Source organism: uncultured Tateyamaria sp., assembly GCF_947503415.1.
Classification (GTDB): domain Bacteria; phylum Pseudomonadota; class Alphaproteobacteria; order Rhodobacterales; family Rhodobacteraceae; genus Tateyamaria.
In genome coordinates, this window is the sequence record NZ_CANNDS010000002.1 from 903,454 (window position 1) to 915,986 (window position 12,533).

Consider the following 12,533-nt stretch of genomic DNA (forward strand, 5'->3'; position numbering starts at 1 on the left):
TGTTTTGGCGCACAATTTTTCTTCTGTCCCGGCACGAGAGACACCATGACCCAGACCAAAATCGCCGTGATCGGCGGCTCCGGCATTTACGACATCGACGGGCTGGAAGGGGCGGAATGGACGTCTGTGCAAACGCCTTGGGGCACGCCGTCGGATCAGATTTTGACGGGCACTTTGGGCGGGGTCGCCATGGCCTTCCTGCCCCGGCACGGCCGTGGGCACGTGCATTCCCCAACCACCGTTCCCTACCGCGCCAACATTGATGCGCTGAAGCGTTTGGGCGTGACGGATGTGATCTCTGTCTCGGCCTGCGGATCGTTCCGGGAAGAGATGGCGCCGGGTGATTTTGTCGTTGTAGATCAGTTCATTGACCGGACAATTGCGCGCGAAAAGTCCTTCTTCGGCACGGGCTGTGTTGCCCACGTGTCCGTGGCGCATCCCACCTGCCCGCGCCTCGGTGACGCCTGTCACACGGCTGCGAAAGACGCCGGGATCACCGTCCACAAGGGGGGCACCTACCTTGCGATGGAAGGCCCGCAATTCTCGACACTGGCCGAGTCGAAAATGTACCGGGACAGCTGGGGCGCGGACGTGATCGGCATGACCAACATGCCCGAAGCCAAACTCGCCCGCGAGGCCGAGCTGTGCTACGCCTCCGTCGCCATGATCACCGACTATGACAGCTGGCACCCCGACCATGGCGAGGTGGACGTCACCCAAATCATCCAGACACTTATGGGCAACGCCGACAAGGGCCGCGACCTCGTCCGCCGCTTGCCCGCCTTGCTGGGCGCGGACCGCGCGCCCTGCCCCCATGGATGCGACCGCGCACTGGAATACGCCATCCTCACAAAACCAGACAACCGCGACCCGGCCCTCATGGCCAAGCTGGATGCCGTTGCGGGCCGGATGCTGTGACCAAGATCTGGCTGACACTGGTTACATGGGTGATCTGCGCCAGCGCCGCCGGGGCACAGGATTACATCGAGACCAACGGCCCGTTGTCGGATGACGACTTCTACCGCCTTGTGGCCTGTGCCGCCCCTCCGGGCCAACGCTGCCGGGACGCGATTGTGCGCTGGTCGCCGCGCGCGGCGCGTAACATCACCATCGGTATCACCCGGATCGACGACAGCTTTCCAAGACGCAATGCCCGCCTGATCCAGACCGCACTGACCACAGCCGGGCAAGAGATTGCGGCACTGAACGCAGGCGTGGCCTTCACGACAACCAACACCCGCCCCGACATTCGCGTGCTGCTGATGGACCATCCACAAAACACCCGGCTGCGCGGCACAGGCATACCCGGGCTTGACGGCAACTTCATCGAAGCCGCCCGCTTCCAGATCTGGTGGAACGGCGACAGACACATCACGCGCGGGGTCATCGTGATCACCCCGCACATCCGCCCCAGCGACATCCGTTCGATGGTGCTCGAAGAGATGACCCAAAGCCTCGGGTTGATGACGGACATCCGGAACCCGACCTACGCCAACAGCTCGATCTTCTCGCAGGACAGCAACGCGATCACGCGCCTGCAAGGTCAGGACGCGATGGCCGTGCGGCGACACTATCAGAGCTAAGGAGACACCATGCCCCTCGATCTCTGGCTGACCTTCGTGGTTGCCTCAACCGCCCTGCTGGTCATCCCCGGCCCCACGCTGATGATGGTGCTCAGCTACGCCATGACCCAAGGGCGGCGTGTGGCCGTTGCCTCGGCGCTTGGTGTTGCCACCGGTGATCTTGTCGCCATGACGCTCTCGGTCATCGGGCTGGGCGCACTCTTCCTCACCTCGGCCCTTGCCTTCACGATCCTCAAATGGGTGGGCGCGGCATACCTCGTTTATCTGGGCATCAAGATGCTGCTCAGCGCACGTACGCCAGCCCAGACCACACTCATGGACAAGCCCGACGGGCAGCGCGCGGGCAAGGTGTTCCGCGACCTCACCACGGTCACGGCGCTCAACCCCAAATCGAACACGTTCTTCGTGGCCTTCGTGCCGCAATTCATCGATGCAAACGCCGCCTTTGCCCCACAAGCCGCAATCCTCATCGCCACCTTCGTGATCATTGCAGGCATCAACGCACTGATCTTTGCGCTGGCCGCCAACGCCATGCGCAGCCGCATCACGCGGCCCACCGTCCAGATGTGGTTGACCCGCGCAGGCGGCGCCACACTTGTGGGCATGGGCCTGCTGACAGCATCACTCCGGAGAGCCACATGAAGACCGTTCAGGATTACATCCGCACCATCGTCGACTTCCCGCACGAAGGGATCATGTTCCGCGACGTGACCACCCTCTTTGCCGACCCGCGCGGGTTTCGCATTGCGGTAGACCAGATGCTGCACCCCTATGCCGGGCTGGAAATCGACAAGGTCGTGGGGCTGGAAGCACGTGGATTCATCCTTGGCGGGGCCATTGCGCACCAGTTGTCTGTCGGCTTCGTGCCGATCCGGAAAAAGGGCAAACTGCCCGGTGCCACGATCAGCCAAGCCTACACCCTCGAATATGGTGAGGCGATTGTCGAAGTGCATGACGACGCAATCAAGGCGGGCGAAAAGATCCTGCTGGTCGATGACCTTCTGGCCACCGGCGGCACGGCAGAGGCAGGGATCAAGCTGGTTGAGCGCTTGGGGGGCGAAATCATCTCCTGCGCCTTTGTCATCGACCTGCCCGATCTGGGTGGTCGCAAACGGCTCGAAGCGATGGGTATGGACGTTCATGCGCTCTGCGCCTTCGACGGCGACTGACACCTCACAACGGCGGATCAGCCCGCAGCGCATCCGCAATGCGCCGCGCCCAAATGTCATAGACGGGCGCGCCGGGGTGAAACCCGTCCGCCGCCATCATCGTCGGGTCCATCGGCAGATCAAAGGGCATATGAACCGCCCCGTCCGTATCCGCGCACAGGTTGGCCAACATCGCATCAAATCGGACAGCGCGCGCGCCCAATACGTCGCGCAGGGGACGCGGCAGCAATGGAAAGTCCCCCAGCGGCGGCACGCCCGACGCATAGATGCGCGACACGCCGAACCGATCCTGCAACCGCCCCATCAGTCTCGTGTAATTGGCCTGCCAGCGGCTATGATGCATCCCGTTCTTGGCATCATTCACCCCTAGCGCCACGACGGCCACGTCAAAGTCTCGGGCCGGTTGCGCGCTCAGCATCCGCAACATGCCCGATGTCGTCAGGCCAGACTGCGCCAACAACCTCCACCGCACAGAAAAACCCGTCTGCAGATGTGACACCAGCCGCCCGGCCAAGGCGCCATCCTGATGCGCAACGCCCACGCCAGCGGCTGAACTGTCCCCCACAATCAATAGCCGCAGCGGCGGCCCCACCCCGACCTGTCCTTCGCGCGGACCATCCGCCTCAGGCAGACGCATGGCGCGCGCCGCGACCCAGATGGCTTGCGGCAGCAGTACCGGCAAAAGCGCCAAGGCGCGCGGCCCGGTCACAGAGCGAACCAAAGGATCGGCGGGTGGGCGACTTTCACGGGCAAAGCCCGGGAAACAGAGCCACCGGGCGACCCAATATCGCGCCGCATGGTCAAGACACCGCAGGCCCGGCACGCAACACCGCACCCGGATTCATGATGCCATGCGGATCAAGAGCCGACTTGATCGCCCGCATCGCTGCCAGCTTTGCCGGATCGCCATAGCGTTCCAGATCATCGACCTTGAGCCGCCCGACCCCATGTTCCGCACTCACCGATCCGTCCAATTCATGCACCAGATCATGCACGACACGCTTGATTTCATCACGCTGGTTTTCGTGATCCGCCCGGGCCTTACCGCGCATCGGAAAAACGTTGTAGTGCAGGTTCCCGTCGCCCACATGCCCAAAGCAATTGATGCGAAACTCACCAACCTTTGCAATACGTTGACCGGCTTCGGCAATGAAGTCTGCAAGGGCTCCAAGCGGGACCGAGATATCATGCGAACTCACCGAACCAATGCGTCTGTTGGCCTCTGGAATGCTCTCCCGTATCGCCCAGAAATCGGCCGCCTGCTGCGCGTTTTGCGCAATCATCCCGTCCTGCACAAGTCCGGCTTCTGAGGCCGCGACAAACAGCGCCTCAAGCAAATCCGACGGGTCCTGCCCGCCCGAGACCCCCATCTCGATCAGCACACACCACTCCGGCGTCGCGCCCCACGGGTTGCGCACATTCGGCACGGTTTCCGATAGAAAATCGAACCCTTGCCGGTGCATCAACTCGAAAGCTGACACCACATCTCCCACGTGATCTCGCGCCAGCGCCAGCAAGGACAACGCCGCTGCCGGTGATCCAACCTGCATCAACGCCGTGCCCATGGCACCAGGTCGCGAATACAGTTTCAGCGACGCCGCCGTGATGATGCCCAATGTCCCCTCCGCCCCGATCAAAAGGTGGCGCAGATCGTACCCGGTGTTGTCTTTTCGCAAGCGGCTCAGCCCATGATAAACCTCGCCATTCGGCAGCACCGCCTCTACACCCAGACACAGGTCCCGCGCGTTGCCATAGCGCAGCACACCGGAGCCACCGGCATTCGTACTCAGGTTGCCACCGATGCGCGCCGACCCTTCAGCCGCAAGGGACAACGGAAACAACCGGTCCATCTGCTCCGCCGCGGCCTGCACATCCGCAAGGATCACCCCGGCGTCGGCAATCAACACATTCTCTTCCGGGTAAACTCCTCTGATGCCTGACATTTTCTCAAGCGACAGGATCAGCGGGACAGGCCCATCTTCGGCCACCTGCCCACCCACCAGCCCGGTGCCACCGCCATAGGGAATGATCGGCACGCGCATGTCAGATGCGGCCCGCACCAGCGCCGCCACCTCCTCCGTGCTTCGGGGCCGCGCCAGCAAACCGGCTTGCCCGCTGTACCGCCCGCGCGGTTCGTGAAGATGCGCGGCGTCTGCCTCGGCAAACCGATCGGCGGGCAGCGTGATCCGGATTGCTTCTTCCCTGTCTGCGGTCAACGAATTCAGCATGATAGCCCTCTCAGCCTTCACGCTGCTTGGTGCCAGAAACGCCGTTCGGGAACAACGGCTCTATTCCGTCTCCTCGCGCAACCACTCGGGGCGCAAGACCATGATCGTGGGCCGCGCGGGCAACCGGTCAAGCGAGACGTCAAGCGACGGACCACCCACCTCAACCACCTGAAATTCCTCGCGCATTCCGGTCAGAAAGGCATCAAGTGTGTACTCTCCAAACCAATGCATCGGGATCACGATGGAGGATTTCAGCCGCGAAACGATGCGCATCATGGTTGGCAAATCAACGGTCATCCCCCCATCCACGGCAGCCATGACGACATCCAGTCGCCCGATGGCCGCATATTGTTCGGCGTTGGGTTCGTGATGCAGGTGGCCAAGATGGCCGATGCACAGCCCCGCCACTTCGAACACGAAGACCGAGTTGCCGTCCTCCTCGACACCCGACCATTGCGAACGGATGTCGGTAGACACGTTGCGCACCAGCACCTCGCCCAGATCAAGCCGATGGCTGATCCCTTCACCAAACTCGCCCCATCCGGGCAGGACATTGGGGATGGCTGGGTCGGGGAAGGCCGTCCAATGGGTCTCATGCGCATGGTTCATGGTGACAACGTCGGGGATCATCGGAACGTTACCCACAAATCCGGTGAAGTCCGTGACCATGTTCAGCCCCCCCGTCGTCCGGATCAGGAACGACGCATGCGCAATGTAGTGAATACGCACCGTTTCCGGCGCGACCTGAACGTCGTAGCTGGCTTTGTGAACGAAGGTGGCACCGTCAATGTTGTCCGCCAATGCGATGCAGTGGCTTGGGGTGCGGGTCTCTTGGGCATCCACGATCAGCGGTGCCCACAACAAAGCGAGGAGAAAGACAGAAAAGCGCATGCAGATGAGGTTAGCGCGCGACCGGATTTTTCCAAAACTTCTTGGTAAAAATCTTCGTCAGACGTTTACCCTGCATCCGTCCGACCGCGTCGGTCCATGCGCAGCGCAGCATAAAGCACATGGGTCCGCCAACGTCCGTCGATCTGAAGATAGCTTTGAGCAACGCCTTCATATTTGAAGCCACAGGTTTCCAACAAACCGCGGGACGCCACATTTTCCGGGAGGCACGCGGCTTCAATCCGGCTGAGGTCGAGGCGGGTGAACGCATGGTGCACAACGGCGAGGATTGCTTCGCGCATAAAGCCCTGCCGCGCGTGTGTCGCCCCCGTCCAATACCCAAGCGTTCCTGCCTGCGCCGGGCCGCGTCGGATGTTGTCCAGCGTGATTGCCCCAAGCAAAGCGTCATCCGAGCGTCGGAACAGGAACAAGGGCATCGCTGTCCCGCTGGCGACGGATCGCTGCGCCCAATAAACCCGATTGGTAAATGCCTTGCGTGTGAGGTGATCCCCGGCCCAGCTTGGCTCCCACGGGGTCAGGTGCTCTTTGCTGTTGGCACGCAAGCCTGCCCAATCACGAAAGTCGGAATGCGTGGGCGGGCGCAGCGTCATACGCTCCGTCTCGATCCGCAGTTTCCGCTTGTTCAGAAGCATCAGGCGGCGCGCTGCTCCTGCAATGCGGCAAGCGTGGGGGCGGCATCAATCGGGCCGTACAGCGCCAGTGCCATCGGGGCCTGCGTCGCCATGTGCTCCGCAAACGCACGGACGTCTTCCACGGTGACGTTGTCGATCAAGGCAACCGTTTCTGTCAGCGCCGGCACGCGGTCCCAAATCTGAACCAGTCGCGCCAATCGTTCCGCCCGGTTCGACGGGCTTTCCAGCCCCATGAGCAACCCGGCTTTCATCTGGGCGCGGGCCCGTTCCACTTCGGCCACGCTCATGTCATCTGCGGCGCGCTTGATCTCGTCCACGGTGATGGTGGCCAGATCTGCGACCTGTTCGGCGGACGTGCCCGCATAGACCGTGGTCATGCCCGTGTCAGCATAGGCACCGGCCTGGGCAAAGATCGTGTAACACAGGCCGCGGGTTTCGCGGACTTCCTGGAAAAGGCGGCTCGACATCCCGCCACCCAGTGCACTTGCATAGATCTGGGCGGTATAGATCGCGTCGTCGCGGTACCCCGGCGACTCAAAGGCCATTGCGAAATGGGCCTGCTCCAGCGTCTTGCTGCGCCGGTCTTCGCCACCTGCGAACGTGGCGAGGTCCGGCACGCGGTTTGGGCGTGGCTTGAGATGGCCGAACAGGTCCTCGGCCAGCCTCACAATCGCATCGTGATCCACTGCACCCGCAGCCGACAGAATCATCTGTTCCGGACCGTAGTGTTCGTCGACAAAGCGCGACAGATCCGTGCGCCCGAAGGACGACACGCGTTCGGATGGACCAAGGATGGTACGCCCGAGGGGCTGTTCCGGGTAAGCCTGTTCCTGCAACCAGTCAAAGATCACGTCGTCCGGTGTATCAAGGGCCTGGCCGATCTCTTGCAGGATCACGCCCCGTTCAACCTCAATCTCGCCGCCATCAAAGACCGGGTTCAGCAAAATGTCTGACAGCACGTCCATCGCCAGCGGCACATCGTTTTCCAGAACACGCGCGTAATAGGCCGTAACCTCGCGGCTGGTGTACGCGTTGATATAGCCGCCCACATCCTCGATCGCTTCGGCGATCTGCAATGCGCTGCGCCGGTCCGTTCCCTTGAAGGCCATATGCTCAAGGAAGTGAGCGATGCCGTTCTGTTCCGGTGCTTCGTGTCGTGCACCTGCGCTCACCCAAATACCGATGGAGGCAGAAGCCAGCCCCGGCATGTGTTCGGTCACGATGCGAAAGCCGTTGCTCAGTCGATGGGTCTGCGTGGTCAATTCGGTCTCACTGTGGTTTTGGCTACTGCGCGCGATGCTCAATGATATGGGCCTTCAGGGCCTCAAGATCGTTGGGCACGCGGGTCAGTCGTTCCGAGCGTTCATACAGGTCTGCCATCCGGGGTGGAAGGGGGGGCGTGATGCCCGTCGCCGCCTCGACCGCCGCCGGGAATTTGGCGGGGTGCGCGGTGGCAAGTGTGATCATGGGTGTGCCTGTTTGGCGTTCGATATCAGCCACGTGGACACCCACCGCGCTGTGCGGGCACAAAAGCTCACCGCTTGCTTTGAGCGACGTGGTGATCTGTGCGCTGGTTTCCTCTTCGGACACGCGGCCCGACGCGTAGGTGTCCTGCAGGACCTGCATCGCGCCTTGGCTGACGTCGAACCCTCCGGCTTTGAGTTCGTCCATCAGTTGCGCCACAGCAGAGCCGTCCCGGTCGTAGGCGTCGAACAGCGCGCGTTCAAAGTTCGAGCTGACCTGAATATCCATGGACGGGCTGATCGACGGGATCGTCTCGCCCTTGTGATATCCCTGCCCGTTCAGGCAGCGATGCAGAATGTCGTTCTGGTTGGTCGCAACCACCAGCTTGTCGATGGGCAGCCCCATACGCTTGGCGATGTAGCCTGCAAAGATATCCCCGAAATTGCCCGTGGGCACGGTGAAGCTGACCTTGCGCTGTGGTGCGCCAAGCGCCACGGCGGACGAGAAGTAGTAGACAACCTGCGCCAGCACCCGCGCCCAGTTGATCGAGTTCACACCGGCAAGGCCCACGCCATCGCGGAACTCAAAGTCGTTGAACATGTCCTTGAGCCGGGCCTGGCAGTCGTCGAAATCCCCCTCGAGCGCCAGCGCATGCACATTGCTTTCGGTCGGCGTGGTCATTTGACGGCGCTGCACTTCGCTGACGCGGCCATGCGGGTACAGGACGAAGACGTCCACGTTGTCCAGACCACGAAATGCTTCGATGGCCGCAGACCCGGTGTCCCCACTTGTCGCACCCACAATAGTCACACGTTTGCCCGAGCGCTTGAGGGCCGCCTGAAACAGCTGGCCGATCAGCTGCATCGCGAAATCCTTGAAGGCCAGTGTTGGCCCATGGAACAGCTCAAGCAGAAAATGCCCCTGGTCCAGTTGCACCATCGGCGCACGCGCCGCGTGACCGAACCCGGCATAGGCCCGGTCGATACAGGCGCGGAACTCGTCATCGGTGAACGTGTCCCCCACAAACGGGCGCATGACGGTATAGGCAATCTCTTCGTAGGGATGCCCTTCCATGTCGGCAATCGTTGCTGCGTCCAGCGTCGGGATCGTCTCTGGCACATAGAGACCCCCATCACGGGCCAGCCCGGTCAGCATCGTATCTTCGAAGGTCAGCGCGGGGGCTTGGCCACGGGTCGAGATATAGCGCATGGTCTCGTCTTTCTCAGCGCGGGCTGCGGTTGGTGCGCAGCACGAAATAGGCAGTCATCAGCACCCAGATCGCCGCCAGCGAAAACCAGGTGATTGCGTATTGCAGGTGATCGTTCGGAATGCCAGCGGTGTCTACCGGCCAGGGCGTCACGCCAAGGTCGGTTTCCGGCGCATCGCGCAGGACCACCATGATGGGTCGCGTGCCCAGCACTTCGGCCATGGCGGGCACGTCGCGGGCAAACCACAGGTTTGCGTCAAGGTCCGGGGCCGGCGTGAAATTGTCTGCTTCATTCGGGTTGTCGAGATTGCCGACAACCGTAAGGCGCACCTCTGGTGCGCCCCGCACCTCAGCCGAATTGGGCAGCCAGCCGGTGTCGATCAGAATGGGGCCGAAGTCTTCGACCTCGAAGGGGCGGATGATGCGATGCACAGCCCCGGTTGTTCTGCGAGAGGCCAACATGCGAATATGGCCGTCGCCAAAACTGCCCGTCACTGCGACCGGGGCATAGCGCTGGAATGTCGGTTCTGTTGCCTCGACCACAGTCAGTGGCGGGCCGCTGATCTGCGTCTCGATCCGGGCCAGCAGCTCTTGTTTCCAACCGAGGCGCTGCACCTGCCAGACACCAAGACCAATCAGGATCGCGGCCCCGATCAGACCAAATGTCATCAGAAAGAGAAGACGGCCCATACGCCCGATTGTCCTGTCTGAAAGTGAAAAGCGCGCGGAAACCGCGCGCTTTGTCAGAGTTTCGCTTTGCCGCGGTTTAGTGTGCTTCGCCCGGCATCAGGCCAACACCCCAGATGTAAACAGCCAGGAAGAGGAACAGCCACACCACGTCAACGAAGTGCCAGTACCACGCGGCCGCTTCGAACCCGATGTGCTTTTCAGCCGAGAAGTGCCCCTTCATCGCGCGCAGCAGGCACACGAAAAGGAAGATGGTGCCGATGATCACGTGCGCGCCATGGAAGCCCGTTGCCATGAAGAAGTTCGAGAAGAACTTGTCGCCGCCAAATTCCCAACCTTGATACAGCAGGTAGGAGTATTCGTAGGCTTGCAGCGCCGTGAACGCGACACCCAGCACAACCGAGATGGCCAGACCGTTGATCACGTCCTTGCGCGCGCCGCCATGCACCAGCGCGTGGTGGGCCCATGTCACGGCGCAGCCCGACAGCAGCAGGATCAACGTGTTGATCAGCGGCAGGTGGAACGCGTCCACATGGTAAATCTCGGGCTGGATATACTCTGTGCCGACATATTCGCTCATCGGGTACATGGCATGTTTGAAGAACGACCAGAACCACGCGGCAAAGAACATCACTTCGGACATGATGAACAGGATGAAACCATAGCGCAGGCCGATGCGGACGACAGGTGTGTGATCACCAATCCGGCTTTCGGCCACCACGTCAGTCCACCAGCCGAACATGGTGTAAAGGACCGCGACAAAGCCGATCAAAAACAGCCATGGGCCGCTCAGTTCGATCGACTTGAAAAAGATGGTCATGCCGCCGGACATCCAGCAGACAGCGCCAAAGAGCATGATAAAGCCCGCCAGCGCGCCCAACAGGGGCCAGGTCGATGGCGCAAGAATGTGGTAGTCGTGATTTTTTGCGTGGGCCATGGTCCGTCCCTCAGTTCAGGTTATTGTCGTCCGCCTGCTCTAGCGAAGCATAGCCTTCGGGCAGGTCGATTTGGTAAAATGTATAGCTCAGCGTGATCGTATGCACGTATTTTGCGTCGCGATCCGTGACGATCTCCGGGTCAACGTAGAAAGTCACCGGCATCATCACGCGTTCGCCTGGCTGCAACACCTGCTCTTCAAAGCAGAAGCAGTCGATCTTGGAGAAGAACCCACCGGCCTCGTATGGGGCCACGTTGTAGCTGGCCGATCCGGCGACAGGTTTGTCGGTCGGGTTGTAGGCTTCGTAGAACGCAAGGCCGGTTTCACCGATCCGCAATTCCATCTCGCGCACTTCCGGCGTGAACTGCCAAGGCATGGAGCGTTCCAAAGACGCATCGAACCGGACTTTGATGGTTTGATCCAGAATGTCGTCAGATGCGACTTCACTCACGCCCGTGGTGCCACCAAACCCGGTCACGCGGCAGAACCAGTCGTAAAACGGGACAGACGCCCAGGCGAGCCCGCCCATGAACACGACAAGCCCAACGGTTTGGGCAACAGTTTTTGTGGGACCTTCAAGACGCATCATTGTGTCTCCTCGATCCGGGGCAGCTCGAACGCGCCGCCTGTGATTTTCACGAATGTCAGGGCCAGAACCAACACGACGAACGCGGCCAGCATCAGGCCCACGCCGACATTGCGACCCTTACGGCGTTGGTGGATCTCATGTTCGGCCTTGATGCTCATGCCCAGATACCCCACGCCGCGGGCAGCATGGCCTCAACCAAGATCGCGCCGAAGTGCAGGAAGAGATAGAGCAGCGACAGCTTGAAGAATGACTTTTCGACAGCGTAGCCATCCGCCTCAGCTTGCACCTCGTTCCGGCGCCAGATGTCGAACGCGCCTTTGAGAAACAGCAGGTTCAGCACGACTGCAACGGTCAGATACACAGGCCCACCGATCGAAGTGAACGCTGTACCTACCGCCAGCGCAAACAGCAGGACGGTATATGCCAAGATGTGCACGCGCGTGGACTTGCGTCCGTGTGTGACCGTCAGCATGGGCACACCGGCATCATCGTAGTCCGACTTCATGAACAGGGCCAGCGCCCAGAAGTGCGGCGGTGTCCACATGAAGATCAGGGCAAACATCAGCCACGCCTCGATGGACATGGAGCCTGTTGCGATCACCCAGCCGATCACGGGCGGGAACGCACCGGCCGCACCACCGATAACGATGTTCTGCGGGGTCGAGCGTTTCAACCACATTGAATAGACGACCGCGTAAAAGAAGATGGTGAAGGCCAGCAGGCCCGCAGCGAGCAAATTGGCGCTGAGGGCGAGCATCATCACCGACATGCCGGACAGGGCGACGCCCAGCACCTTGGCCTCATCAGGTGTGACTTTGCCCGCCGGGATGGGCCGTTTCGCCGTCCGCTTCATCACGGCGTCGATGTCCGCATCCCACCACATGTTCAAAGCGCCCGAGGCCCCTGCCCCGATGGCGACGAACAGGATCGATGCAAATGCGATGACCGGATGCACGCTGATTGGTGCCGCGAGCAAGCCGACAAGCGCAGTGAACACGACAAGCGACATCACACGCGGCTTCAGCAGGGCGAAGTAATCACCAAGGCTGGCCTCGGCCTCAAAGGTCTGCGGCTGATAACTGGCGTCTGTCATGTGCGTCCCTGCATAAAAACGAGGTAAGGCGGAGG

The 12,533-nt window shown here is 61.3% G+C and carries 15 protein-coding genes; 4 read left to right on the top strand and 11 right to left on the bottom strand.

Features of this window, described 5'->3' with window-relative positions; all coding sequences use genetic code 11:
- The first annotated feature begins 45 nt into the window (after positions 1–45).
- From Q1A32_RS15605 to Q1A32_RS15620, 4 genes are read left to right on the top strand one after another with little or no spacing between them, the layout of a single operon-like run.
- Complete coding sequence (locus Q1A32_RS15605; RefSeq protein WP_299655083.1) at positions 46–918, top strand: S-methyl-5'-thioadenosine phosphorylase; 873 nt, start codon at positions 46–48, stop codon at positions 916–918.
- A complete protein-coding gene (locus tag Q1A32_RS15610; RefSeq protein ID WP_299655086.1) occupies positions 915–1,583 on the top strand; it encodes a DUF2927 domain-containing protein in 669 nt (222 codons plus the stop codon). The genes Q1A32_RS15605 and Q1A32_RS15610 overlap by 4 nt, the downstream gene beginning before the upstream one ends.
- 9 nt (positions 1,584–1,592) lie before the next feature.
- Complete coding sequence (locus Q1A32_RS15615; protein ID WP_299655089.1) at positions 1,593–2,225, top strand: LysE family translocator; 633 nt, start codon at positions 1,593–1,595, stop codon at positions 2,223–2,225.
- Entirely contained in the window at positions 2,222–2,752 is a 531-nt protein-coding gene (locus tag Q1A32_RS15620; protein WP_299611494.1) for an adenine phosphoribosyltransferase, read from the top strand. Before Q1A32_RS15615 ends, Q1A32_RS15620 begins: the two co-directional genes overlap by 4 nt.
- A gap of 4 nt (positions 2,753–2,756) precedes the next feature.
- On the opposite strand, the gene Q1A32_RS15625 is transcribed toward Q1A32_RS15620, so the two are convergent.
- The 11 genes from Q1A32_RS15625 to cyoE form a co-directional block, all read right to left on the bottom strand.
- Complete coding sequence (locus Q1A32_RS15625; RefSeq protein ID WP_299655092.1) at positions 2,757–3,461, bottom strand: SGNH/GDSL hydrolase family protein; 705 nt, start codon at positions 3,459–3,461, stop codon at positions 2,757–2,759.
- A 91-nt stretch (positions 3,462–3,552) separates the two neighbouring features.
- Complete coding sequence (locus Q1A32_RS15630; RefSeq protein ID WP_299655095.1) at positions 3,553–4,980, bottom strand: FAD-binding oxidoreductase; 1,428 nt, start codon at positions 4,978–4,980, stop codon at positions 3,553–3,555.
- A gap of 60 nt (positions 4,981–5,040) precedes the next feature.
- Positions 5,041–5,871, bottom strand: a complete 831-nt coding sequence (locus tag Q1A32_RS15635; RefSeq protein WP_299655098.1) for an MBL fold metallo-hydrolase — start codon at positions 5,869–5,871, stop codon at positions 5,041–5,043.
- A 65-nt stretch (positions 5,872–5,936) separates the two neighbouring features.
- The gene (locus Q1A32_RS15640; RefSeq protein ID WP_299611487.1) at positions 5,937–6,521 is read right to left on the bottom strand and encodes a GNAT family N-acetyltransferase; all 585 of its coding nucleotides are present in this window, start codon (positions 6,519–6,521) and stop codon (positions 5,937–5,939) included.
- Entirely contained in the window at positions 6,521–7,783 is a 1,263-nt protein-coding gene (locus Q1A32_RS15645; protein WP_299655101.1) for a pitrilysin family protein, read from the bottom strand. Before Q1A32_RS15645 ends, Q1A32_RS15640 begins: the two co-directional genes overlap by 1 nt.
- Before the next feature lie 22 nt (positions 7,784–7,805).
- The gene (gene thrC, locus Q1A32_RS15650; protein ID WP_299655104.1) at positions 7,806–9,194 is read right to left on the bottom strand and encodes a threonine synthase; all 1,389 of its coding nucleotides are present in this window, start codon (positions 9,192–9,194) and stop codon (positions 7,806–7,808) included.
- Between the two features lie 13 nt (positions 9,195–9,207).
- Complete coding sequence (locus Q1A32_RS15655) at positions 9,208–9,882, bottom strand: SURF1 family protein (RefSeq protein WP_299655106.1); 675 nt, start codon at positions 9,880–9,882, stop codon at positions 9,208–9,210.
- 76 nt (positions 9,883–9,958) lie between these two features.
- Positions 9,959–10,816, bottom strand: coding sequence for a cytochrome c oxidase subunit 3 (locus tag Q1A32_RS15660; RefSeq protein WP_299611477.1), 858 nt, complete (start codon positions 10,814–10,816; stop codon positions 9,959–9,961).
- Positions 10,817–10,826: 10 nt separating this feature from the next.
- Positions 10,827–11,402: a cytochrome c oxidase assembly protein gene (locus tag Q1A32_RS15665; RefSeq protein WP_299612913.1), complete on the bottom strand. Its 576-nt coding sequence runs from the start codon at positions 11,400–11,402 to the stop codon at positions 10,827–10,829.
- Positions 11,402–11,563, bottom strand: coding sequence for a cytochrome C oxidase assembly protein (locus Q1A32_RS15670; RefSeq protein WP_299209015.1), 162 nt, complete (start codon positions 11,561–11,563; stop codon positions 11,402–11,404). The genes Q1A32_RS15665 and Q1A32_RS15670 overlap by 1 nt, the downstream gene beginning before the upstream one ends.
- Complete coding sequence (cyoE, locus tag Q1A32_RS15675; protein WP_299655109.1) at positions 11,560–12,498, bottom strand: heme o synthase; 939 nt, start codon at positions 12,496–12,498, stop codon at positions 11,560–11,562. The genes Q1A32_RS15670 and cyoE overlap by 4 nt, the downstream gene beginning before the upstream one ends.
- Positions 12,499–12,533 lie beyond the last annotated feature (35 nt).

Coding starts and splice junctions, on each gene's coding strand:
- Q1A32_RS15605 (WP_299655083.1), top strand. CDS start 46: ATGACCCAGACCAAAATCGCCGTGATCGGCGGCTCCGGCATTTACGAC.
- Q1A32_RS15615 (WP_299655089.1), top strand. CDS start 1,593: ATGCCCCTCGATCTCTGGCTGACCTTCGTGGTTGCCTCAACCGCCCTG.
- Q1A32_RS15620 (WP_299611494.1), top strand. CDS start 2,222: ATGAAGACCGTTCAGGATTACATCCGCACCATCGTCGACTTCCCGCAC.
- Q1A32_RS15630 (WP_299655095.1), bottom strand. CDS start 4,980: ATGCTGAATTCGTTGACCGCAGACAGGGAAGAAGCAATCCGGATCACG.
- Q1A32_RS15635 (WP_299655098.1), bottom strand. CDS start 5,871: ATGCGCTTTTCTGTCTTTCTCCTCGCTTTGTTGTGGGCACCGCTGATC.
- Q1A32_RS15640 (WP_299611487.1), bottom strand. CDS start 6,521: ATGCTTCTGAACAAGCGGAAACTGCGGATCGAGACGGAGCGTATGACG.
- thrC (WP_299655104.1), bottom strand. CDS start 9,194: ATGCGCTATATCTCGACCCGTGGCCAAGCCCCCGCGCTGACCTTCGAA.
- Q1A32_RS15655 (WP_299655106.1), bottom strand. CDS start 9,882: ATGGGCCGTCTTCTCTTTCTGATGACATTTGGTCTGATCGGGGCCGCG.
- Q1A32_RS15660 (WP_299611477.1), bottom strand. CDS start 10,816: ATGGCCCACGCAAAAAATCACGACTACCACATTCTTGCGCCATCGACC.
- Q1A32_RS15665 (WP_299612913.1), bottom strand. CDS start 11,402: ATGCGTCTTGAAGGTCCCACAAAAACTGTTGCCCAAACCGTTGGGCTT.
- Q1A32_RS15670 (WP_299209015.1), bottom strand. CDS start 11,563: ATGAGCATCAAGGCCGAACATGAGATCCACCAACGCCGTAAGGGTCGC.
- cyoE (WP_299655109.1), bottom strand. CDS start 12,498: ATGACAGACGCCAGTTATCAGCCGCAGACCTTTGAGGCCGAGGCCAGC.